Annotated in this window: 14 protein-coding genes, 3 tRNA genes, 3 rRNA genes and 1 pseudogene; 9 read left to right on the top strand and 12 right to left on the bottom strand. The window is 45.0% G+C overall.

What is annotated here, in order from left to right; all coding sequences use genetic code 11:
• Positions 1-139 precede the first annotated feature (139 nt).
• Together AC1MBV_RS14115 and AC1MBV_RS14120 are read right to left on the bottom strand one after the other, a co-directional pair.
• Positions 140-3235 (bottom strand): EAL domain-containing protein, encoded by a 3096-nt coding sequence (locus AC1MBV_RS14115; RefSeq protein ID WP_480948558.1) that lies wholly within the window; start codon positions 3233-3235, stop codon positions 140-142.
• Positions 3236-3560: 325 nt separating this feature from the next.
• Positions 3561-3683 (bottom strand): annotated as a pseudogene (locus AC1MBV_RS14120) (PhzF family phenazine biosynthesis protein); the annotation flags it as partial.
• Between the two features lie 153 nt (positions 3684-3836).
• Between AC1MBV_RS14120 and AC1MBV_RS14125 the strand changes: the two are divergent.
• Entirely contained in the window at positions 3837-5195 is a 1359-nt protein-coding gene (locus tag AC1MBV_RS14125) for an IS4 family transposase (protein ID WP_255749780.1), read from the top strand.
• Between the two features lie 274 nt (positions 5196-5469).
• Here AC1MBV_RS14125 and AC1MBV_RS14130 read toward each other — a convergent pair.
• The 8 genes from AC1MBV_RS14130 to bcp form a co-directional block, all read right to left on the bottom strand.
• A tRNA-Ser gene (locus AC1MBV_RS14130) sits at positions 5470-5560 on the bottom strand.
• A 112-nt stretch (positions 5561-5672) separates the two neighbouring features.
• A 5S ribosomal RNA gene (gene rrf, locus AC1MBV_RS14135) occupies positions 5673-5789 on the bottom strand.
• Between the two features lie 73 nt (positions 5790-5862).
• Positions 5863-8790 (bottom strand): 23S ribosomal RNA (locus AC1MBV_RS14140).
• A 151-nt stretch (positions 8791-8941) separates the two neighbouring features.
• Positions 8942-9017, bottom strand: a tRNA-Ala gene (locus AC1MBV_RS14145).
• Between the two features lie 8 nt (positions 9018-9025).
• A tRNA-Ile gene (locus AC1MBV_RS14150) sits at positions 9026-9102 on the bottom strand.
• 79 nt (positions 9103-9181) lie between these two features.
• Positions 9182-10730 (bottom strand): 16S ribosomal RNA (locus tag AC1MBV_RS14155).
• Together the 16S, 23S and 5S rRNA genes with 3 tRNA genes alongside form the textbook arrangement of a ribosomal RNA operon.
• Positions 10731-12374: 1644 nt before the next feature.
• On the bottom strand, positions 12375-12854 hold the full coding sequence (gene perR, locus AC1MBV_RS14160) for a peroxide-responsive transcriptional repressor PerR (protein WP_255748835.1): 480 nt from the start codon (positions 12852-12854) through the stop codon (positions 12375-12377).
• Between the two features lie 378 nt (positions 12855-13232).
• The gene (gene bcp / locus AC1MBV_RS14165; RefSeq protein ID WP_255748836.1) at positions 13233-13700 is read right to left on the bottom strand and encodes a thioredoxin-dependent thiol peroxidase; all 468 of its coding nucleotides are present in this window, start codon (positions 13698-13700) and stop codon (positions 13233-13235) included.
• Between the two features lie 234 nt (positions 13701-13934).
• Between bcp and AC1MBV_RS14170 the strand changes: the two genes are divergently transcribed.
• The 8 genes from AC1MBV_RS14170 (at position 13935) to AC1MBV_RS14205 (ending at position 20956) form a co-directional block, all read left to right on the top strand.
• Positions 13935-14561 (top strand): NUDIX hydrolase, encoded by a 627-nt coding sequence (locus tag AC1MBV_RS14170; protein ID WP_480948559.1) that lies wholly within the window; start codon positions 13935-13937, stop codon positions 14559-14561.
• Between the two features lie 95 nt (positions 14562-14656).
• Positions 14657-15952, top strand: a complete 1296-nt coding sequence (locus AC1MBV_RS14175) for a glutamate-1-semialdehyde 2,1-aminomutase (RefSeq protein ID WP_255748838.1) — start codon at positions 14657-14659, stop codon at positions 15950-15952.
• A 65-nt stretch (positions 15953-16017) separates the two neighbouring features.
• Positions 16018-17082: an FUSC family protein gene (locus tag AC1MBV_RS14180; RefSeq protein ID WP_255748839.1), complete on the top strand. Its 1065-nt coding sequence runs from the start codon at positions 16018-16020 to the stop codon at positions 17080-17082.
• A 319-nt stretch (positions 17083-17401) separates the two neighbouring features.
• On the top strand, positions 17402-17740 hold the full coding sequence (locus AC1MBV_RS14185; RefSeq protein WP_255748840.1) for a lmo0954 family membrane protein: 339 nt from the start codon (positions 17402-17404) through the stop codon (positions 17738-17740).
• A 64-nt stretch (positions 17741-17804) separates the two neighbouring features.
• The gene (locus AC1MBV_RS14190) at positions 17805-18443 is read left to right on the top strand and encodes a PspA/IM30 family protein (RefSeq protein ID WP_480948560.1); all 639 of its coding nucleotides are present in this window, start codon (positions 17805-17807) and stop codon (positions 18441-18443) included.
• Positions 18444-18565: 122 nt separating this feature from the next.
• Complete coding sequence (gene liaF / locus AC1MBV_RS14195) at positions 18566-19294, top strand: cell wall-active antibiotics response protein LiaF (RefSeq protein WP_480948561.1); 729 nt, start codon at positions 18566-18568, stop codon at positions 19292-19294.
• Positions 19291-20331, top strand: coding sequence for a sensor histidine kinase (locus AC1MBV_RS14200; protein WP_480948562.1), 1041 nt, complete (start codon positions 19291-19293; stop codon positions 20329-20331). The genes liaF and AC1MBV_RS14200 overlap by 4 nt, the downstream gene beginning before the upstream one ends.
• Positions 20324-20956, top strand: coding sequence for a response regulator transcription factor (locus AC1MBV_RS14205; RefSeq protein ID WP_255748844.1), 633 nt, complete (start codon positions 20324-20326; stop codon positions 20954-20956). The genes AC1MBV_RS14200 and AC1MBV_RS14205 overlap by 8 nt, the downstream gene beginning before the upstream one ends.
• A gap of 559 nt (positions 20957-21515) precedes the next feature.
• Here the strand turns inward: AC1MBV_RS14205 and AC1MBV_RS14210 are convergent.
• Both AC1MBV_RS14210 and mutY read right to left on the bottom strand, forming a co-directional pair.
• A complete protein-coding gene (locus AC1MBV_RS14210; protein ID WP_255748845.1) occupies positions 21516-21671 on the bottom strand; it encodes a gamma-type small acid-soluble spore protein in 156 nt (51 codons plus the stop codon).
• Positions 21672-21716: 45 nt separating this feature from the next.
• On the bottom strand, positions 21717-22796 hold the full coding sequence (gene mutY / locus AC1MBV_RS14215; protein ID WP_255748846.1) for an A/G-specific adenine glycosylase: 1080 nt from the start codon (positions 22794-22796) through the stop codon (positions 21717-21719).
• Positions 22797-22916: the final 120 nt, after the last annotated feature.

A 22916-nucleotide genomic window follows, 5' to 3' on the forward strand; every position in this document is an offset into this window, starting at 1 on the left:
TGCCAATTAATACAACAACAAATAGGCAGCACATTTTTATCATGCTGCACTGCTGCCCCTCTCTTGATTATCTCATCATGCTGCTGCATAAAAAGAGCCCACCCACAATGGATGCCCTTCTACGCCCCTCTCAGTACTCTCAAAGCAGTTTGTTGCCTGAATGGGAATCACTGTTCATAACCTTCTCAAGGTCACTGGAAGATAACGGACGATAATAATAATAGCCCTGAACTAAATCGCAGCTCCATGTTCTTAGAAACTCAAGTTGAACTTGGTTTTCAACACCTTCAGCAATCAACTGAAGGTCTAAGTACTTCGCTAAATTGATAATTGCTTTGGTAATGCCGGTTCCCTTGGCACTATAACCAATATCTTGAATAAATTGCATATCCATCTTCAGACGATCAACAGGCAATTTTTTTAAACGTCCTAATGAGGAGTACTTTGTTCCAAAATCGTCAATTGACAGCGACACGCCAAGTGCTTTTAAATCGTTAAGCACACGCACGATGTACTCGAAATCCTTTGTTGTTGCACTTTCAGTTATTTCAAGTTCAAGAAGCTCAGGATCAATGCCTGTCTCATCAAGTACTTTTTTTACCTGGTTGACAAGCAGCGGGTTGCGAAGCTGAACAACTGATAAATTGACAGCGACACGAACAGCGGGTATACCTTTATCAAGCCATTTTTTCAGCTGAGTGCACGCCGATTTTAATACCCACTCGCCTATTGGGTTAATTAAACCGGTCTGTTCCGCCAGCTCGATGAAGACACCAGGCGATATGTTCCCGAGTTCCGTATGTTTCCATCTGAGCAGTGCCTCAACACCAACGACCTGTTCCGTTTTTAGACAAACCTGGGGCTGATAGACAATGCTCAATTCATTTCTTGGGAGTGCATGAAAGAGACTGCTCATTAATCTCAGCCTCATCTGCAGCCTGTCTTTCATCTCTTTGGTACATAGAGCATATTGGTTCTTCCCCTTGCTCTTCGCCTCATACATAGCCGTATCAGCGCTTTTAACCAATGTTTCGGTATCATCTCCATCATCGGGATATAGAGCAACACCTGCACTGGCTGTAACAAATACTTCTTGTTCACGAAGCATGAATGATGTGTGAAACAATTTCATGATTTTATCAATAGTGCGGATTGCCTCTTCAGGTTCTGAAATGTGATTAAGCATGATCAGAAATTCATCACCGCCAAATCGCGAAACGGTATCCGCCGGGCTGATGCAATGCGATAATTGGCCGGTTACCTTCTTAATCAGCAGATCTCCGGCTTCATGTCCTAGTGTGTCATTCACATCTTTAAATGAATCTAGATCTAAGAAAACGATCGCAATCTTGTTGCCCGTTGATTCTGCATGGCTCATTGCTCGTTTTACACGCTCGCCAAATAACAAGCGTTTAGGAAGACCTGTGAGTTCATCAAAATAGGCCATAAAATGAATCCTTTTCTCTGCAGTTACTTTGACCAGCGCATCCGCAAAAATGTTTGCTACAATTTCAAGCAGACTCATCCAGTTAATGTTCCAATCGTTCGCTGTTTTTGTCGATTCCAGCTTTAAATGTCCAATCGCAACGTTATGAACGGTAATGGGAACAGACAGTACGGATTGAATTCCTTTCTTTTCAAGTTCTTGCCGAATAACCTCAGCCTCGCGAGGCAGCTTTTCACGATTCGAAATGTGAATGATGCTGTTTTCTCCAAATTGTTTTACCCATTCTTGTGAATAGGTCGCGAAACCATGAACAATCTGATTTGGATTTTTCTTATTCCAAAAAGAGCTGTTTTCCGGATCCATAAAATTATATTCTGCTACACTTAGGTTGAGCGAGACATGATCAATATCAAAGAATTCTCCGATCGCTTTAAGGATATTATCCATCTTTTCTTCGACATTAAGACGACTTACCGTCACAAAGTTTGCTGAGATCTTTGATGCGAATTTTTGCACACGCATCTGCTCCGAATTCTGCTTCAATCTGAGAATATAAATTCGATTCACATAAAAGGCAAAGATAACGCCCGCGGCTAAGATTGTAAGTCTGCTTATATAGACATCACTTCTCAACGTAAGATGCAAACTTTGGGCTGAAATCCACACATAGATCTGCGTGAGAAAAGAAGATAAGGATATTGCTGTAAGCATCATTCGCTGATTGAACACCAATGAGCCAATAATTGTTACAAATGGGATTGCAAAGATTACAGAACTCGTGTTTCCTGCTAATTTTATGATGAATATGGGTATAATTAAAGAAGCGATAATGGTGTAAATTGCTTCCATATCACTTCGATTCGTATGTCGTCTATTACAAATGAATAGGGAAACACCTAATCCAATAAGTAACAATCCTGTTTCAAAACTCGAGACAAAGCTTTCATTTTTTGAAAGTAAAAATTGACAGACAAAATAGACGATTCCGCACAGTACAAGAACCATCGACGACAGATCATACATTTTTGTGCGATTTTCTTCATTAAGAATCATTTCTGCTTCATCTATGGTTGGATTACTCATCAATCTGTATTTCCTGATACAGTAACAGATGGACGCAATGAAGAGCATGAAGAGGATTGGCGCCATTTGTGGCACAGGCAGAAAGTCAAATGAATTATTGATCAAGTCGGTAAATGTGCCCAATATACTAACGACAACATATCCCCCAAAAATAACCTTTGCCTGATGCTGTTCATCTTTTGTTGTTGCATGTTTTCTCCAGTTCCAAAGCATCAATAGACCCGCTACTAAAAATACCGTGAAATAGCTATAGAAAAAAAAGTCCCAGCCATTGTTTACTGCGAGATTCACCCATAGACCGTCACGCTTAATAAATTGATACTGCGCAGCGGCCATGGGGGCCGAAAGACCAAATACATAAACCGTAAGCGCAGCAGGCAGATAAAGTGCCGGATACATCCACACTTTTTTAAGAATCCGTTGATTTCCTGTCAATATAAAACAAAAGTGCAAAAGCGCTCCGTAAAAAGTGCCCCAGCCAATGGCTGAAAATCTTCTCCAAAACAAACAGATTGTACTGCTCGGTGCAATCACAGAAATTGAAAATCCAAATGACCAGATGCACAAACACATACAAACAGTAAAGAAAATACGATTTAATTGATCCTTCGCATTTTTCAAAATCACATAAGTACCTAATAGCACACTGATTATGCAAACAATCATAAATAAGAGTGAGAAAAAATGCAGATTTGACGTTTCCATTTACTAACCTTCTTTCACAGTCACCAAAACATTACATTCGTATGTATTCAAGTCAACCGGGCGTCATTATTTTAATTATTCATTTCACTAAAAATCACGCGTCAACTATTCTTTTTCGCTCTACCTTAAGTTTATTATGAACTTGGTCTACATAATACTGCATTAAGGACAAATAGTCTATGCCATTAGTATCGGTACAAATAGCCAATTGGTGAACCTATATTCACTAAAAAGCATAAAAACCGTAAAAAAGAAAACCATACACAGATTGAACAGATCTATGTATTGTCAACTACTTTTTCGCATGTTGATTTTTATCGTCATCTATTGTAGCATGGCCGCAAATCGGAACTTCGCTTGTTGGTGTGAAAAAGCGCAAGTGAACATCATAATCATCTGGATCATCAGATGGCATCATAAAAGCTGTCTCAGAATTGTTTAACTCCTTATATAATAAAATTAATATACTAAAACTTGAAACATCAAAAATGGGCTTCACAGCTTATCCTGTAAAGGATTAGCACAAAAATAAAAGCAAGAACACCGATAACTCGGTATAATTGAAGTGTCGAATCCCAATTAACCGAGGAGTGTTCATGCCATGAAAAGTATATCACGAAATGACCATCCATCTCTTGGAATTTCTTCTTCAGTCCAGGAATTTTTTACACGATTTCGTTTGAGTCAACTTGCGAGAGCCTCAAACGCCACAAAGGCAAAGGGGGTCCCCTTCCGGGTACTGTTCTGTTATCTCATTAGCACGGTCTTTTCAAACAAGTCAGCGTATCGCGATTATTTGAAGCATCAAAATCAGCTGAACTTCTCGGATAAGACCTTTCGCAACCTGCTCAACAACGGCAAGATTAACTGGCAAAAGTTTCTGATTCTGCTCTGTTGCCGGATCATTCAGTTCATTAAACCCTTGACGGATTCGGCACGGAAGCCTGTGTTCATTGTGGATGATTCCATGTATGAACGCGCCCATGCGAAACGCGTGGAGCTGGCGGCGTTTCAATTCGACCACGCCAACCATCGGCATGTGCGCGGCTTTCGGTTTCTTCAACTAGGCTGGAGTGACGGCAACACTTTTTTGCCGGTCACCTTTTCCTTGCTTTCGGGTCAGAATCAGGTATGCGGTACAAAAGCTGATGCTCGCACCCATTCTGGAAAGCGGAAGCTTCAGGCCCAGCGTAAAGCGCCTGATGTGGTTCGAGAACTGCTTTCTTCTGCCCTGAGGCATGGCGTCCGAGCATCCTATGTTTTGTTTGATTCTTGGTTCTCTAGTCCTAAAATGTTTCAGCAGCTGCGTCAACTTGGCCTTCATACCGTCGCTATGGTGAAACGGTCGAAAAAGGTTTATTACCGGTTCAATGGTCAAATGATGGACGTGAAAGCGATCTTCAACGCTCAGAAAAAACGTCGTGGACGCTCACGCTACCTACTTTCTACCGTTGTAGAAGCGGTTGTTGAGGGAGAGGTCTTACCCCTGAAACTCGTATACGTCCGCAACCGTCGTAAACGCAAAGAGTATCTGGTCTTAGCGTCAACCGATATCCAACTTTCTGAAGATGAAATCATCCAGCTTTATGGAAAACGCTGGTCCATTGAAGTGTACTTCAAGATGTGCAAGCACTATCTTCGACTCGCTAAATACCAGGGTTTGTCTTATGACGGGATTTTTGCGCACACCGCCCTGGTCGCTATCAGTTATTCCCTTCTTGCGGTTCAGCACCGTGAACAGGTGGACGATCGCACTTTGGGTGAGTTGTTTTATTTGATGGTCGATGAGCTTTCGGATGTGACCTTCGTCGAAACGCTTCAGCAGTTGATCGACTTATTTCAAGAAGTTTTCAAAGACGAGTATGTTCTTTCTGAGCAAGCAGTCCATCACATCATCGAAAATTTTCTAGAGAAGCTACCTACCAGCTACCAGAAACAGCTGACAAAAGCGGCGGCCTGACCTAAATTATTCATAGTAATCATAGAGCAGGCAAGGGATGGGTGCGCTTTTTTAACTTTCAAGTTTTAGTTAATATAAAAAAAACACAAAAGCAGATGTAACCATTTATGCGAGAATTCTTACTAAACACTGATCAAATGGTAAGTTCTATGAACCCATTGATTTTAAATTATCCTTCTTATCATTAAATGTTTATAAAAAACAAAAAACCTCGAAAACGCTTGTTTATCAACGTTTTCGAGGTTTCTATGATGCACTTATGACAGTGCCTTAGCGGAGAGCGAGGGATTCGAACCCTCGAGACGGCTCAATAACCGTCTACACGATTTCCAATCGTGCTCCTTCGGCCACTCGGACAGCTCTCCAAAAAAGGCTTCACAACAACTTATCATTCAGATCATCTAGCTCCACCACGATACAAACACTATGGAGTGATCTACCGACAAATGTCGTGAAGCACAATCAATATTATATATTGCCTGGCAGTGACCTACTCTCACAGGGGGACAGCCCCCAATTACCATCGGCACAGAAGAGCTTAACGACCGTGTTCGGGATGGGAACGGGTGTGACCTCTTCGCTATGACCGCCAGACTTCCGGCTCGCATGAGCCTTCAAAACCGGTAACGAAAGCAATCGAAACAAAACAAGTGAATCCAAGGTATTCTGGGTTAAGCCCTCGACCGATTAGTATCTGTCCGCTGCACACCTCACGGTGCTTCCACTTCAGACCTATCAACCTCATCATCTCTAAGGGGTCTTACTGATTTAAAATCATGGGAAATCTCATCTTGAAGGGGGCTTCATGCTTAGATGCTTTCAGCACTTATCCCGTCCACACATAGCTACCCAGCGTATGCTCCTGGCGGAACAACTGGTACACCAGCGGTGTGTCCATCCCGGTCCTCTCGTACTAAGGACAGCTCTTCTCAAATTTCCTACGCCCGCGACGGATAGGGACCGAACTGTCTCACGACGTTCTGAACCCAGCTCGCGTACCGCTTTAATGGGCGAACAGCCCAACCCTTGGGACCTACTTCAGCCCCAGGATGCGATGAGCCGACATCGAGGTGCCAAACCTCCCCGTCGATGTGAACTCTTGGGGGAGATAAGCCTGTTATCCCCAGGGTAGCTTTTATCCGTTGAGCGATGGCCCTTCCATGCGGTGCCACCGGATCACTAAGCCCGACTTTCGTCCCTGCTCGACTTGTAGGTCTCGCAGTCAAGCTCCCTTGTGCCTTTACACTCTGCGAATGATTTCCAACCATTCTGAGGGAACCTTTGGGCGCCTCCGTTACCTTTTAGGAGGCGACCGCCCCAGTCAAACTGCCCGCCTGACACTGTCTCCGAACCGGATCACGGTTCAGGGTTAGAATGTCGATATCGTCAGGGCAGTATCCCACCGATGCCTCCACCGAACCTAGCGGTCCGGTTTCCAAGGCTCCTGCCTATCCTGTACAAACGATACCCACATCCAATATCAAGCTGCAGTAAAGCTCCATGGGGTCTTTCCGTCCTGTCGCGGGTAACCTGCATCTTCACAGGTACTATAATTTCACCGGGTCTCTCGTTGAGACAGTATCCAAATCGTTACACCTTTCGTGCGGGTCGGAACTTACCCGACAAGGAATTTCGCTACCTTAGGACCGTTATAGTTACGGCCGCCGTTTACTGGGGCTTCAATTCAAAGCTTCTCCCGAAGGATAACCTCTCCTTTTAACCTTCCAGCACCGGGCAGGTGTCAGCCCCTATACATCACCTTACGGTTTAGCAGAAACCTGTGTTTTTGGTAAACAGTCGCTTGGATCTTTTCACTGCGGCTCATCGGACCCGTAGGTCCGACGAGCACCCCTTCTCCCGAAGTTACGGGGTGATTTTGCCGAGTTCCTTAACGAGAGTTCTCCCGAGCGTCTTAGAATTCTCTTCTTGCCCACCTGTGTCGGTTTGGGTACGGGCACCGTTTCACTCGCTAGAGGCTTTTCTTGGCAGTGTAGGATCAGGCGCTTCGGTACTTAAGTTCCCTCCTCATCACCGTTTGGCGGATAGCAGCGGGATTTGCCTCGCTGCCGGCCTCGCGGCTTGAACGCACACTTCCATCCGTGCGCTCGCCTTACCTTCCTGCGTCCCCCCATCACTCAAACGTGAAACGCTGGTACAGGAATATCAACCTGTTGTCCATCGCCTACGCCTTTCGGCCTCGGCTTAGGCCCCGACTAACCCTGAGCGGACGAACCTTCCTCAGGAACCCTTAGGCTTTCGACGGAGAAGATTCTCACTTCTCTTTTCGTTACTCATACCGGCATTCTCACTTCCAAACGCTCCAACATGCCTCACGGCACATCTTCAATGCCCTTGGAACGCTCCCCTACCATGACCTTACGGTCATCCGCGACTTCGGTGCTGTGCTTAGCCCCGTTACATTTTCGGCGCGACGCCACTCGACCAGTGAGCTATTACGCACTCTTTAAATGGTGGCTGCTTCTGAGCCAACATCCTGGTTGTCTGGGCAACGTCACATCCTTTCCCACTTAGCACAAACTTAGGGACCTTAGTCGGCGGTCTGGGCTGTTTCCCTTTCGACGACGGATCTTATCACTCGCCGTCTGACTCCCGGACGTAAGGGCTTGGCATTCGGAGTTTGACTGAACTCGGTAATCCTGTGGGGACCCCTTATTCAATCAGTGCTCTACCTCCAAGTCTCACTCATCCGAGGCTAGCCCTAAAGCTATTTCGGGGAGAACCAGCTATCTCCGTGTTCGATTGGCATTTCACCCCTACCCACACCTCATCCCCGCATTTTTCAACATGCGTGGGTTCGGGCCTCCATTCAGTGTTACCTGAACTTCACCCTGGACATGGGTAGATCACACGGTTTCGGGTCGACAACCCTAAACTAAAACGCCCTATTCAGACTCGCTTTCGCTGCGGCTCCGCCTCTTCAGCTTAACCTTGCTTAGAATCGTCACTCGCCGGTCCATTCTACAAAAGGTACGCTGTCACCCCCCGAAGGGGGCTCCAACTACTTGTAAGCACACGGTTTCAGGATCTCTTTCACTCCCCTTCCGGGGTGCTTTTCACCTTTCCCTCACGGTACTGGTTCACTATCGGTCACTGGGGAGTATTTAGCCTTGGGAGACGGTCCTCCCGGATTCCGACGGGGTTTCTCGTGTCCCGCCGTACTCAGGATCCACTCCGGAGTGCACGTTCCGTCGGCTACAGGGCGTTTGCCTTCTTTGGCCGACCCTTCCAGGTCGTTCGCCTGAAACGTGCATTTCTGACTCCATGTGGAGTGTCCTACAACCCCAAAGAGCAAGCTCTTTGGTTTGGGCTGTTTCCCTTTCGCTCGCCACTACTCAGGAAATCGCATTTGCTTTCTCTTCCTCCGGGTACTGAGATGTTTCAGTTCCCCGGGTCTGCCTTACTCTGCCTATGGATTCAGCAGAGCATCCTATCTGTTCAAGATAGGGGGTTCCCCCATTCGGAAATCTTCGGATCAAAGCTTACTTACAGCTCCCCGAAGCGTATCGGCGTTCGTTCCGTCCTTCATCGGCTCCCAGTGCCAAGGCATCCACCGTGCGCTCTTTAAAACTTAACCACTGACGATGAAAATCTTACTCCTCATTCGTCACACATACGATCAACAGATCACGAATAATCCATCAATCGTCTTGGATGTTTCTTGACTTTCTTTCGTTGCTTTCGTTATCCAGTTTTCAAGGTTCATAATGCCGTAATTGACATAATAATGGTGGAGCCTAGCGGGATCGAACCGCTGACCTCCTGCGTGCAAAGCAGGCGCTCTCCCAGCTGAGCTAAGGCCCCACAATAAATGGTGGGCCTAAGTGGACTCGAACCACCGACCTCACGCTTATCAGGCGTGCGCTCTAACCAGCTGAGCTATAGGCCCCCACCAAAATATGCTGAAGGAATGTATCCCTCAAAATCAAACAAAAGTCCAAGCGCTTCGCTATTGATCGTTTCCTTAGAAAGGAGGTGATCCAGCCGCACCTTCCGATACGGCTACCTTGTTACGACTTCACCCCAATCATTTGTCCCACCTTCGGCGGCTGAGTCCATAAAGGTTCTCGCACCGACTTCGGGTGTTACAAACTCTCGTGGTGTGACGGGCGGTGTGTACAAGGCCCGGGAACGGATTCACCGCGGCATGCTGATCCGCGATTACTAGCAATTCCGGCTTCATGCAGGCGAGTTGCAGCCTGCAATCCGAACTGGGGGTGGCTTTATGGGATTAGCTCGACCTCGCGGTTTCGCTGCCCTTTGTACCACCCATTGTAGCACGTGTGTAGCCCAGATCATAAGGGGCATGATGATTTGACGTCATCCCCACCTTCCTCCGGTTTGTCACCGGCAGTCACCTTAGAGTGCCCAACTGAATGCTGGCAACTAAGATCAAGGGTTGCGCTCGTTGCGGGACTTAACCCAACATCTCACGACACGAGCTGACGACAACCATGCACCACCTGTCACTCTGTCCCCCGAAGGGGAACGGCCTATCTCTAGACTTGTCAGAGGATGTCAAGACCTGGTAAGGTTCTTCGCGTTGCTTCGAATTAAACCACATGCTCCACTGCTTGTGCGGGCCCCCGTCAATTCCTTTGAGTTTCAACCTTGCGGTCGTACTCCCCAGGCGGAATGCTTAATGTGTTAACTTCAGCACTAAGGGTTGGACCCCCTAACACCTAGCATTCATCGTTTACGGCGTGGACTACCAGGGTATCTAATCCTGTTTGCTCCCCACGCTTTCGCGCCTCAGCGTCAGTTACAGACCAGAGAGCCGCCTTCGCCACTGGTATTCCTCCACATATCTACGCATTTCACCGCTACACGTGGAATTCTACTCTCCTCTTCTGTACTCAAGCTTCCCAGTTTCCAATGACCGTTTGCGGTTGAGCCGCAAGATTTCACATCAGACTTAAGAAGCCGCCTGCGCGCGCTTTACGCCCAATAATTCCGGACAACGCTTGCCACCTACGTATTACCGCGGCTGCTGGCACGTAGTTAGCCGTGGCTTTCTGGCCGGATACCGTCACTGCAAGAGCATTTCCTCTCCCGCACGTTCTTCTCCGGCAACAGAGCTTTACGATCCGAAAACCTTCTTCGCTCACGCGGCGTTGCTCCATCAGACTTTCGTCCATTGTGGAAGATTCCCTACTGCTGCCTCCCGTAGGAGTTTGGGCCGTGTCTCAGTCCCAATGTGGCCGATCACCCTCTCAGGTCGGCTATGCATCGCTGTCTTGGTGGGCCGTTACCCCGCCAACTAACTAATGCACCGCGGGCCCATCTGTCAGTGATGGCCGAAACCATCTTTCAGCCCTGCACCATGCGGTGCAGGGGATTATCCGGTATTAGCTGCGGTTTCCCACAGTTATCCCAGTCTGACAGGCAGGTTACCCACGTGTTACTCACCCATCCGCCGCTCACTTCCGGGAGCAAGCTCCCTTCTATGCGCTCGACTTGCATGTATTAGGCACGCCGCCAGCGTTCGTCCTGAGCCAGGATCAAACTCTCCAAAAAGTGTTACTTGATGTCGGATACTAGATCCGTCCTTACTTTTTCGTTCATAAGATCCATAGCAAAATTGAATTGATTATGGGGTTTAAAACCCTTATATCACGCTTGGCTTTTGTTTAATTTTCAAGGAACATTTCAAACAGCAACTCAATTATTATAACATTTTTACTAAGTCATGTCAACAACTTTTTTTTAAAAATGTTTCAGCGAATCTTTACTTTGCTGAGTGTAATAATTAAGTTTTCTTTAAAAAGACAAGATGTATCTTAACATGCAACATGATCTTATGTCAATAGCCAATTCATATGATAATGAATTCATCATAAGCAACCTGACATAATATGACACAATGTCGCAAAAGACAACGTAAACTAATTTATCATGGATGGAGACAATCGTCAATACTTAATTCAACATAATGGCTAAATAACTTCAAACCTTCAAAAAGATGCTTCATCTTTAACTTGCCCTTTCACATATACTGAAGCTTTTTGAACTATGATGAACCATGAAAAGATTTGGTGCGGCCGCTGCTTTCAATTGTCTTATCTTCCGCAGTACATTTTGTTTTCTCAACATACTTTTTATAATTCAAGTCTTCCCTAAAATTCTCCTAACTGAATCATAAGTTAGATTTAAAACTAATTAGAGGTTTTATTTAGATCATAAACTCTCCAGCAGCTATAAGAAAAACCGGGCAAAAAGCGCCCGGTCCTTAAATCATGCCGGATTTTGATTACGCTCCGGTTGCTCGCATCAACTGAGCGCGACCGCGGGCAGTCCGGGAGCCTCCTCAAGCAAACTAATACCTGCGGGGTCTCCCCTGGCCTGCACTCCCGCAGGAGTCTCGCACCTGCGCGTTTGGCTCACAACCTTTGGCTTTGGCGAAAATCATATACTTTCTTTCCTTGTAAGAAAAACCGGGCAAGCCCGGTTCTTACACTCACCTCTATTTCACTAGCATTCTGGCTTCATTAAATCAAGCGAGTAAATAAGCGGAAATTTTCCGGTTATATGCATCATGGCACGTGCTTCGCCGGTAAATAAGGGTAATTTTTCCGGTTATGCAAAGTAAAACCCTACCACTCTCACGTTTTTCGATTCGATAAGGGGAATTTCTCCGTCTATTTAAGCTATTTTTTCGTTCATTTTCTTAATAAGGGTAATTTTTCCGCCTATTTATCAGATCGGGCGCTTACCCTGATCGCTCAACCGATAAGTGCGGATTGGAATTCAGCATCTTATGACCTTATCGTGATATCAGCAAGACAAAACGATAAACTTTTTTTAGCTGTTAAGAAAAACCGGGCAAAAAGCGCCCGGTCTTTAATCTCCAGCCATGTGTGATTGGTTTGTGTCTTTACAGTGTTGAATCATCGCTTCGGTTGCTCGCATCAACTGAGCGCAACCGCGGGCGCACCGCGAGCCTCCTCAGACAAGCAGAAATCTGCGGGGTCTCGCTGGCACGCTGATCCCGCAGGCGTCTCGCACCTCTGCTTTGATTCTCGGCCAAGACACTGGTTTATTCGTTTAAATACGGGGCAAATTCTTATACTTTCTTTACTTGCAAAAAAAACCAGAAGCGAATCCGTCAACACAAAACGGCTCGCTTCTGGTTTTTTTAGACATATTTTTTTAATGATTGAATCAGCTAATGCTTGATTCTTGCTGTGGCTTTGAAGGAGTAGCTGATTCTTTAGCTTGACACTCCGGACAAACGCCGTAAATTTCAAGACGATGATGGTCCACTTTGAATCCGGTAACCTGTGCAGCCAGTGCTTCTACTTCATCAAGTGCCGGGTAAAAGAAATCGACGATTTTCCCGCATTTACTGCAGATCACATGATAGTGGCGCTTGGTTGAAAAATCGAAGCGGCTGGAAGCATCGCCATAGGTAAGTTCTTTGACTAAGCCGGTTTTTTTAAATACGCGTAAATTATTATATACAGTCGCAACACTCATATTAGGAAATTTGTGTTCAAGCGCTTTATAGATTTCATCCGCTGTAGGATGTGAATCTGAAAAGACTAGATATTCAAGAATCGCATGACGCTGCGGTGTAATGCGTACACCAGAGCTCTTTAGCATCTCAATCGCGTGATCTACTTTTAACATATTATCGCTCATCGTCATGCACCTCACTTTCAAAGATAGTGATTATTAAAATCAATTATCAGATTACAATGGTTATAATTATATTTTTAGTTTACATGGTTAAAGCTTGTCCTGTCAATGTTCAGTACTTGCTAAAGTCTAGAGAGCATTCACCTTATATTTTGCCACATTCACTCTGTTACATGCATCTAATCGAAAAAATTAAGCGGGCAATGAGATCCGCTTCTAGATTACGGAAGAACATTTACCGATTAAATGGTGTTTGAAAGTGCTCGAATGACCTGCTTTGATGACCGCACGCCATTCAGCCGATATTAAGCAAAAAAATCAGGATCTTGAAACACCTGATTTTTTCATTTAAGTATTCTGTTTGAGAATTACTTTACTTCATTATATGAGCTGTTCTTTAATGTACTGATACACTTCTTCAACATGTCCCGCAACTTTTACCTTCGGCCAGACTCTACTGATGGTCCCTTCTTTATCAATAACAAAGGTGGAACGAACAATCCCCATTGCTTTTTTCCCAAACATGTTCTTCAGTTGCCAGCTTCCGTACGTTTCGGCAATTTGATGATCAGGATCAGATAAAAGTGTGAAGGGCAGCATATGCTTTTCGGCAAATTTTTGGTGTTTTTCGATTGGATCAGGGCTGATTCCGAGAACGACGGTATTGAGTTTTTCAAAACGGCTGTTTTGATCACGGAAATCACACGCTTCCGTTGTGCACCCTGGAGTCATGTCTTTCGGATAAAAATACAGGACAACATTTTTTCCCTTAAAATCAGATAGAGATACTTCCATTCCATTTGTCTCTTGTAATGTAAAGTCAGGTGCTTTCGTTCCTGCTTCCAACATTGTGATCAATTCCTTTCAGTCAATTCGTTTGCGAAGGTCAAAGTCCGTTCATTTCTTAAAGATGCACGAAATGATCCGCTTTATTTCAATAGAGAAGATACTTGTACCAGTTAAATCATACCCCGATCAGACAGTAAAGTGAACTTATGCGCTTCTGCAATCACCGCAATCAGGCGGTCACTCACTAAAAATGGTAGAATAAGAAGGTAAAATCGTCTAAATGTAGGTGATCATATGGATATAAGAAGTATTACACGGAGAATAGAAAACGACGGTTCAATTATCGGCGAAGATACGGCGAAAAAATCGGCGGTCATTCTGCCGCTGATTCATAAAGACAATACATGGCATATTCTTTTGGAAATTCGTGCTGCGCAATTAAAGCGGCAGCCTGGAGATATTTGTTTCCCCGGTGGACGCAGTGAAAAAATTGATGGTTCCATGCACGCTACTGCCGTACGTGAAACATGCGAGGAATTAGGAATCCAAAAGGAATCCATTAACGTCATCGGTCAAATGGGCACATGCATCGCGACCTCTGAATTATTCATTTATCCATTTGTCGGTGTCATTGACTCGTCTGAAACACTTAATCCCAACCCTGGTGAGGTTCAGGAACTATTTACAATACCGCTCCCATGGCTCATGAAACAGATCCCCGAAAAACACTCGCTCATTTTTTCCGTGGATAAAAATGCAGAATTTCCGTTCGAACGGATTGTATCAGGAAAAAATTATGCATTTCGTAATATGCAAATTACTGAACCTTTTTACGACTATCAAGGAAAGACGATTTGGGGACTCACCGCACGCATCCTCGAACATTTTGTGTTTTTGATGAACCATCGCATGTTTGATTAATTTCTCATCAAGGTTCATTGCTTGTCATTTATTTACTTGTATTGGATACTTGAGTGAGAAATGTCACTTTATTGGTTAGAGGAGAGATCGGTACAATGAATATTACTACTTCAGAAAAACTCTATGCAGAAGCGCTTGAGCATATTGTCGGAGGCGTTAACAGTCCTTCGCGTTCTTATGCCGCGGTCGGCGGGGGTGCCGCGGTGTTCATGAAAAAAGGAAAAGGTGCATATTTCTGGGACGAAGACGGGAATCGTTACATAGACTATTTAGCTGCTTACGGACCAATTATTACCGGATTTGCTCACCCGCACATCACCGAAGCAATCAAAAAGCAAGCTGAACTCGGCGTTCTGTACGGCACACCGACGAAATTGGAAACTGAACTTGCCGTTATGCTGAAGAAGGCCATTCCTTCCTTAGACAAGGTGCGCTTCACCAATTCAGGTACGGAATCGGTGATGACAACTGTCCGTGTGGCTCGTGCATACACAGGAAGAAAGATTATTTTAAAATTTTCAGGAAGCTATCACGGACATTTTGACCTCGTTCTTGTTGCAGCAGGCTCAGGCCCTTCCACCCTTGGCTCTCCAGATTCGGCCGGTGTAACGGAAAGTACGGCTCATGAAGTCATCACAGTTCCATTTAATAATGTGGACACACTCCAGCAAGCGTTCGACAAATGGGGCTCGGATATCGCAGGCGTGCTTGTTGAACCAATCGTCGGCAACTTCGGGATGGTTATGCCTCAGCCAGGCTTCCTTGAAGCGGTTAATGAAATCGCCCATCAGTTCGGTTCAGTCGTGATCTACGATGAAGTCATTACGAACTTCCGATTCATGTACGGCGGCGCACAAAACTATCTCGGTGTGACCCCGGATCTCACGGCAATGGGCAAGATTATCGGCGGCGGACTGCCAATCGGTGCTTACGGCGGCAAAAAAGAAATTATGGATGAAGTTGCACCGCTTGGTCCGGCCTATCAGGCAGGAACTATGGCAGGAAATCCGCTTTCCATGGCGAGTGGCATCGCATGTTTGGAAGTACTTCAAACACCGGGGATTTATGAACGAATGGACCGTCTCGGAAAGAAGCTGGAAGACGGAATGCACACGATCAACGAAAAATACCGTCTCCCAATAGCGATCAATCGTATTGGCGGAGCGATGACGCTGTATTTTTCCGATCATGAAATCACAAACTACGAAGAAGCAAAAGCAACCGACAGCGAAATGTTCGGACGTTTCTTCAAATACATGCTGGAGAAGGGCATTAATTTAGCACCTTCGAAATATGAAGCATGGTTCTTGACGACCGAACACAGTGAACAAGATATTGACGATACACTGGAAGCTGTTGATTATGCTTTCGCTCAGCTCGCCAAGTCTTAATGTATTTATAAGAGGAGAGCGGCCTGAGCCGCTCTTTTTTTCTTAAGATAAGGAGGAGAAACACCATGCATCTGGGTGCCCGCAGTCTGAAAACCGGCGTTGCCGTAACTGTTGCATTAATGACCGCTTTAGCATTTGGGATGACTCCACCGATCATGGCCGGAGTCGCTGCTGCCATGACGACACGACCATCGGTCCAACGCTCCATTCGGGCGATGGTCCAGAACATCTACGGCAATTTCATCGGTGCGCTCATTGCGGTTGCCGCGGTCATCATTTTCGGCGACACATCAATTGTCGTCGGACTGACCGTCGTCTTTGTTATCTTAATCCATCTTAAATTCGGATTGCATCGGACACTCACCTTAACGATGGTGACCGTCATTTTCATCATGTCGAGCGGAATGAGCGGCGGCAACGAGTTCCTTCTTGAAGGGGTTCGACGGTTCTCCATGATTTGCATTGGTGTTGTTTCTGCGACATTAGTTAATTTGCTGATCTTCCCGCCTCATTATGAAAAGACTCTTTATGAACAAATTCTTGATCAAACCACGCAGCTTTTTAAGTGGACGCGGCTGCTCAGCGGAGGAACTTCAGATAATACGAAGATTAAAACTGAACTAGCTGCTTTCGACAGCAGAAAGCTGAAAATCGAAAATTATTACCACTGGTATAAGGAAGAACGTGTTTTCAGGAAAAAAGCGATGCCGGTGAAACTGCGGCGTACGGTTATCTTTCGTGAAATGATCACCGCAACGCGATTGCTCCATCAAGCCTTGAATGAGCTGGACCGCAATGAAAATGCTTTTCGGCTCCTACCGGATCAATTTCGGGAAACACTCAGAATTCAGTTAAGCGGATTAATGACATTTCATGAGCGCGTGCTGCTCAAATTTGACGGCAAAATTAGGGGAAAACGACATGAGGAGCAGGCAAAAAAAGATTATCAGCATCGCACCGATCTTGCCAATTCCTTTTTTTCCTTCTTCTCGCAAACTAACAACGATGAATGGCTCGACATTCTTCCACTTTTGTCAACAATCATTGATTACAGTCAGCATGTTGAACATCTCGACCTTCTCGTCAACAGCTATCAGTCGTTTCACAAGAAGTCGAATCAGATTCGATAAATTCATCTAAATCTTCATACTCATATTATGCAAAAAAGGAACGGCTCCAAGGACCGTTCCTTTTTCTTTTCTCACATTGGACTTTAATTCACCTGGATTGGTCTGAACTTTTCTCAGATTCTATTGATTTTTTCCAGATATTTACTGATCTTTGCCTGGACTAACGGTTCGCAAGTGCGCAAATGGGGTTGCAGCCTTGTTTTGCTTTCAAGTTGTAGCATGACTAAGTCCAAAGACTTAGCTCAAGATACAGCTTCGGCTCATTATCTGCACATCGCCTTTTTTATATGATTAGGACATAGAAAGGAGGATCACATACATGAAAAAATTTGCCTTGTTTCTGCTTGGAGCCGTCAGCTTGATCGTCCTGCTTACTCAGTTGGGATCCATGGTTGGTTTAATTGTCAGTCTGGCTGTCCTGTACTTTGCATTTAAGAAGTTCAACAAAGCCGCTTCCACCGGAGGAAAAGTGCTTTGGGCGATCGTGGGGATTATTGCCCTGTGCTTCTCAATTGGCAATGTTCCTGCCATCATCGGCATCATCGCACTTGCCGGTCTCTACTTTGTATACAAAACGTGGAAGAATGAAAAACCAGTGATTGTCGAACCGCGCGACCCATTTGATCACTTCGAGAAAGAATGGAAGGAATTCCGCTAAATTTTTATACGATCTTAGCTTGTGATTGTGTAACAAATACATCAAATAAAAGGAGCAACCCATAATGAGCAATCTATTTACTCGTCTGAAAGACTCAATCTCTGCCGATCTGAACGACATGCTCGACCAGAAAGAGCAAAAAAATCCAATTGCAACGCTGAATCAGCATTTGCGCCGCTGCGAAGCCGAGGTTAAGCGCGTCCGCCAATTAATTGACCGCCAGTATCTGCTTAAGGATCAGTTTATTAAGGAGTATCATGAAGCCTCTGAGATGGCTGCGAAAAGAAAGCATCAGGCTGACATCGCCGAACGCGCCGCGGATACAGAATTATACACTTTTGCATTAAAAGAACATGAGGATTATGCACAGAAAACAGAGCAACTGAAAAATGCCTACGAAACGACCGTCAAACAGCTTGATCAGCTGGAACAGAATTACGCAGAAATGAAACGAAAATTAAAGGATATGTATTTAAAACGCATGGAGCTGATGAGCCGTGAGAACATTGCCAATGCGAATCATCGCATGAACTCAATCATTCAGCCAGAGCGGGCATTTGGGCAATCGTTTTCCAAATTTGAGGAAAGCGAAATGTATCTCGAACAGCTTGAACAAAAGGTGAATACTAATTATCATCAGAATACGATTGATGCCCGAATTCGCGAAATCGAGCGCGATCTTGAAAAAGGCAAAACCAATTGAGGAAACAGTACGGTCTAGCTTGTCCCACATAACGATGCTAAAATGGAAAAAGGTGCGATGAACGCCTTTTTCTTATCTACATAATTCAACTGAACTGCAACACGAAAGGCAGATGATCCAACATGTTTGAGCAACTGAAAAATGATAAATACAGCTGGCTCATTATTGTCTGCCTGTTTCTCATTATTCTCCAAACGCTGTTCGACGGATGGGGTTTTCTATTCCCTGCTGTTCTATTCGGCGCGATGCTTTACTATGGACGAAACAACAAGCACACGCGAAAAGGGAAAATCCTGTTTTGGATTGGCGTGATCGGACTTGGATTCACCATTTTGAATCTGCTTGTTTTTAAATTCATTATCATCGCATTATTTATCTGCTTTGTTATCGATTTCATTCAAAGGAAAAAAAGTCCAAAGCAGATTACACCCGACTTTGATCATCCTTCTGCTTTTGAAGACAAAGTAACGATTCTCTCAGGGTTGCTCAAAAATAAATGGTTCGGCCACCAAGAAACCCCTGACCAAGGCTATGAATGGCAGGATATCAACATCCAAACTGGTGCCGGTGACACAATCATTGATCTCAGCCAAACCATCCTCCCGAAAAAGGAATCGATTATCTTTATACGCCATCTTGCAGGGAGAGTGCGTATCCTCGTTCCTTATGGTGTTGAGGTTGCGTTGCACTACTCAATTGTGCTTGGGCAAGTCGATTTCTTCGATCATCATGAAAGTCAGTTGATTCATGAATCGAGAATCATACAATCTGAAGGTTATGATCAATCAGAGCAAAAAGTTAAACTGATGATTTCTGCAGTTGCCGGAAGTCTGGAGGTGCTGCGCGTATGACCGCAGTCAAAAGGCAAATGATCGTCGGTATCTGCTTTTCACTTGTTTGCTTAATCTTTTTTTCTTCACTATTCTTTTTTGCCTTCCCTCCTTCTAAATGGTCTCTGCTCTGGAATCGGCAGGTGTGGCATCTGCCCTTTGCTTTTATCGTGCCGATTCTGGCGCTCTTTATCGGAGGTGTCGCCGGTCTGATTTCCGGTTTGTACTGGCGCAGGCAACTCGTCATTGTCAGCGATACACTCGATGGCGCAATTCAAGGAAAAGAGGCAGGAGGCGATGACGTCTATTCCTGTGACGTGCAGCAGATTATTGAACGCGCGCAGCAGATCAGCTCCAAAATCAATGAATTGACACAGCTGGCGCAGCAGGCTGCAAATGATAAATCGGAAATTGAGGAGAAAGCGATCCAGAAAATTGTCTCTGAAGAACGTAATCGGCTTGCCCGCGAACTGCACGACTCTGTGAGTCAGCAATTGTTTGCCGCATCGATGCTTATGTCGACGATTAACGAACTGCGACCGATATCGGATGATGTGGAGAGTCGTCAATTGAAGCTGGTAGAGCAGACGATTCATCAATCACAGCTCGAAATGAGGGCACTCTTCCTCCATTTGCGGCCGGTACAACTTCATGGCAAAGCACTTAAACAAGGAGTCGAAGAACTGCTTCTGGAACTTAAACAAAAAGTTCCGCTCAACATCAATGCGACGATCGAGCCGATCAAGCTGGAGCGCGGCATTGAAGATCAGCTTTTCCGAATTTTGCAGGAGACAGTGTCGAATACCTTGCGCCATGCCAAGGCGCAGAATCTGGACGTGCTGTTCATTCGGCGTGAAGGATTCGTCATTTTACGCGTCACCGATGACGGAGTCGGCTTTAAAGCACAAGCGACAAAACCAGGTTCATACGGTCTGCAGAATATGAAAGAGCGTGCTGCGCAGATCGGCGGTCAAATTAAATTAGTGAGCGTTCCGGATAAAGGAACGAGTTTGGAAATTAAAGTGCCCATAATCGAAAGGGATGAAAACAATGATTAACGTTGTTTTTGTTGATGATCATGAAATGGTACGCATCGGCGTATCCGCCTATTTATCAGCACAGCCGGATATCCAGGTGGTCGGAGAGGCTGATAATGGTCGCGAAGCCATTGATTTAGTCTTGAAATTAAAGCCGGATATCATTCTGATGGACCTGGTCATGGAGGAAATGGACGGCATCGAAGCAACAAAACAGATTGTGGAAAAATGGCCGGAGGCAAAAATTATCATTGTTACAAGTTTCCTTGATGATGATAAGGTCTATCCTGCGATTGAAGCCGGAGCTACGAGTTATCTTCTTAAAACATCCAAAGCAAGTGACATCGCCAAAGCGATCCGTTCAACGTACAATGGTCATTCCGTACTCGAACCTGAGGTTACGGAGAAAGTAATGTCTCGGATGAAAAAGAACCAAAATAAAGCACTGCATGACGACTTAACCAACCGTGAAATGGAAGTTCTGCTGCTCATGGCCAGTGGTAAAAGCAATCAGGAAATTGCTGATGATCTATTTATTGCTTTAAAAACCGTCAAAGTACATGTCAGCAATATTCTAAGCAAACTTGAAGTGCAGGACCGTACGCAGGCAGTTATTTATGCATTCCAGCATAAGCTGTGTCAATAACATGGATTGGCTCATTCGTGAAAAACCGAGCAAAGCGCCCGTTCATTACTCCCGCAGGACGTGATGGCTTTCGCGTTGCGTACAGGACGTACTTTCAAAGGATGTGATGGCTTTCGCGTTGCATACAGGACGTATGCGTATTTAGCGAAAGCTCCTTTACACGTGCGAAGGTTCCCTCATCTCACTTCAGTTTCATTAAACATTCTGGTCCTTCATTAAGTAATGAGCAAAATAAGCGGAATTTTTCCGCTTATATGCACCATGGGGCTTGTTTGGCGGGTAAATAAGGGTAATTTATCCGCTTATGTAAAGAAAAACCCTTCATTTTCACTTTTTTCGATTCGATAAGCGGAATTTCTCCGTCTATTTAAGCTATTTTTTCGTTCATTTTCCAATTAAGCGTAGATTTTCCGTCTATTAATCAGATTAGTCTCTTAACCTGATCGCCCAACCGATAAGTGCGGATTGGGAATCTGCATCTTATGATCATATCGTCGCACCAGCAAAGCAAAACGCCTTGTCCATTGTCTGGACAAGGCGTTTTCCGTGCGTAAGGTGATTACTGCTTATTTTGCTGCGACTTCTGGTTTTGCTGGCGAACTTCTTGTGCATTTGTTTCACTGCCATATTCACCGCTGAACTGTCCGTTTTGAGATTGGGCATTTTGTTTCTTTACTTGTTCCGCATCTGTGCCCGCATTCATCTTCTTAGCCATTGAGTATCACCTCCACCACACTACTCTAACCAAAAAGGTTAAATATTATGTATGAACGTGTCGATTATTTTTTATCCACTCAATCACTTTTTGGTGAGAAACCGGAAACGGGTAACTTTCAAGCTCGTCCAAGCCTGCCCAACGCTGCCGTTCCCTCAATTGATTATGAGCAGAACTTTTTCCTATGCGAAGAGTCAAATCCCATATTAGATGTGAGAAACGATGCATATATGAAAAAGTCTGTTCAGCAGGCGATACCTCGCAGCCGTATCGATCCTGAACATAGCTTTCTTGCTGCTCGCTGTCTTCATACTCGTCAAGCGCCATCATTGGAAATTGCCATAAACCGGCCAGCAATCCTTTATCAGGTCTGCGTTCAATCAGGTAGCGTCCCTGCTCATCTTGAATCAGCAGAACAGCATAATGCAGCAATCTTGGCTTGGCTTTTCCGCTTTTCACCGGATATTCCAGTTGTGCACCTTCATCATAAGCCAGACAATAGCGGTGAATCGGACATTCGGGGCAATCCGTGTTTTTCGGCCGACAGATCGTTGCACCAATATCCATAAGCGCTTGATTAAATGCCGCAGGCTCAGTTTCAATAATTAATTCACTCGCCAATTTTTCGAATTTCTTTCTTGTCTTTTGCTTGGCGATATCATCATCAATTAAGAATACTCGAGAAAGAACACGCATCAAATTTCCGTCGATTGCGGGCTCAGGTTCATTGTATGCAATACTGAGCAGAGCCGCGGCTGTGTAGGGTCCGATACCGGTAATGGATAATAATTCGTCTTTTTTGTTTGGGAGCGTGCCGTTATATTTCTCAACCACCTCACGGACGCCGTGCTGAAGATTGCGCGCACGTGAATAATAGCCAAGTCCTTCCCAGCATTTCAGAACCTCCTGCTCCGGTGCTTCGGCAAGTGCATCCGGCGTCGGAAAACGGCTGATAAATTGGTTATAATAAGGAATGACCGTGTTCACCTGTGTTTGTTGAAGCATCACTTCTGAAATCCAAATATAGTAAGGATTGTTTGTTTCTCGCCAGGGCAGCCTGCGCCCTTGACTGTGAAACCAATCCAGCAAGTCATGATTAAAGTGCTTAATTTCTTGGGCATTCACTATGGTTCAACCTTTCTTATGTCATTTTCAATCAAAATTGCCATAAATATCCCTTTCATTATCCTTGATTTTGTGTGACAATGAAAGCAGATTCACTTGATCTTTGGTGCCATTGAAAAA

Source organism: Sporolactobacillus sp. PKPK-6, from assembly GCF_056678885.1.

Bases quoted from the DNA above. Each gene is read 5' to 3' on its own strand.
- AC1MBV_RS14115 (WP_480948558.1), bottom strand. From the start codon at position 3,235: ATGGAAACGTCAAATCTGCATTTTTTCTCACTCTTATTTATGATTGTT.
- AC1MBV_RS14125 (WP_255749780.1), top strand. From the start codon at position 3,837: ATGAAAAGTATATCACGAAATGACCATCCATCTCTTGGAATTTCTTCT.
- perR (WP_255748835.1), bottom strand. From the start codon at position 12,854: ATGAGCGATAATATGTTAAAAGTAGATCACGCGATTGAGATGCTAAAG.
- bcp (WP_255748836.1), bottom strand. From the start codon at position 13,700: ATGTTGGAAGCAGGAACGAAAGCACCTGACTTTACATTACAAGAGACA.
- AC1MBV_RS14170 (WP_480948559.1), top strand. From the start codon at position 13,935: ATGGATATAAGAAGTATTACACGGAGAATAGAAAACGACGGTTCAATT.
- AC1MBV_RS14175 (WP_255748838.1), top strand. From the start codon at position 14,657: ATGAATATTACTACTTCAGAAAAACTCTATGCAGAAGCGCTTGAGCAT.
- AC1MBV_RS14180 (WP_255748839.1), top strand. From the start codon at position 16,018: ATGCATCTGGGTGCCCGCAGTCTGAAAACCGGCGTTGCCGTAACTGTT.
- AC1MBV_RS14185 (WP_255748840.1), top strand. From the start codon at position 17,402: ATGAAAAAATTTGCCTTGTTTCTGCTTGGAGCCGTCAGCTTGATCGTC.
- AC1MBV_RS14190 (WP_480948560.1), top strand. From the start codon at position 17,805: ATGAGCAATCTATTTACTCGTCTGAAAGACTCAATCTCTGCCGATCTG.
- liaF (WP_480948561.1), top strand. From the start codon at position 18,566: ATGTTTGAGCAACTGAAAAATGATAAATACAGCTGGCTCATTATTGTC.
- AC1MBV_RS14200 (WP_480948562.1), top strand. From the start codon at position 19,291: ATGACCGCAGTCAAAAGGCAAATGATCGTCGGTATCTGCTTTTCACTT.
- AC1MBV_RS14205 (WP_255748844.1), top strand. From the start codon at position 20,324: ATGATTAACGTTGTTTTTGTTGATGATCATGAAATGGTACGCATCGGC.
- AC1MBV_RS14210 (WP_255748845.1), bottom strand. From the start codon at position 21,671: ATGGCTAAGAAGATGAATGCGGGCACAGATGCGGAACAAGTAAAGAAA.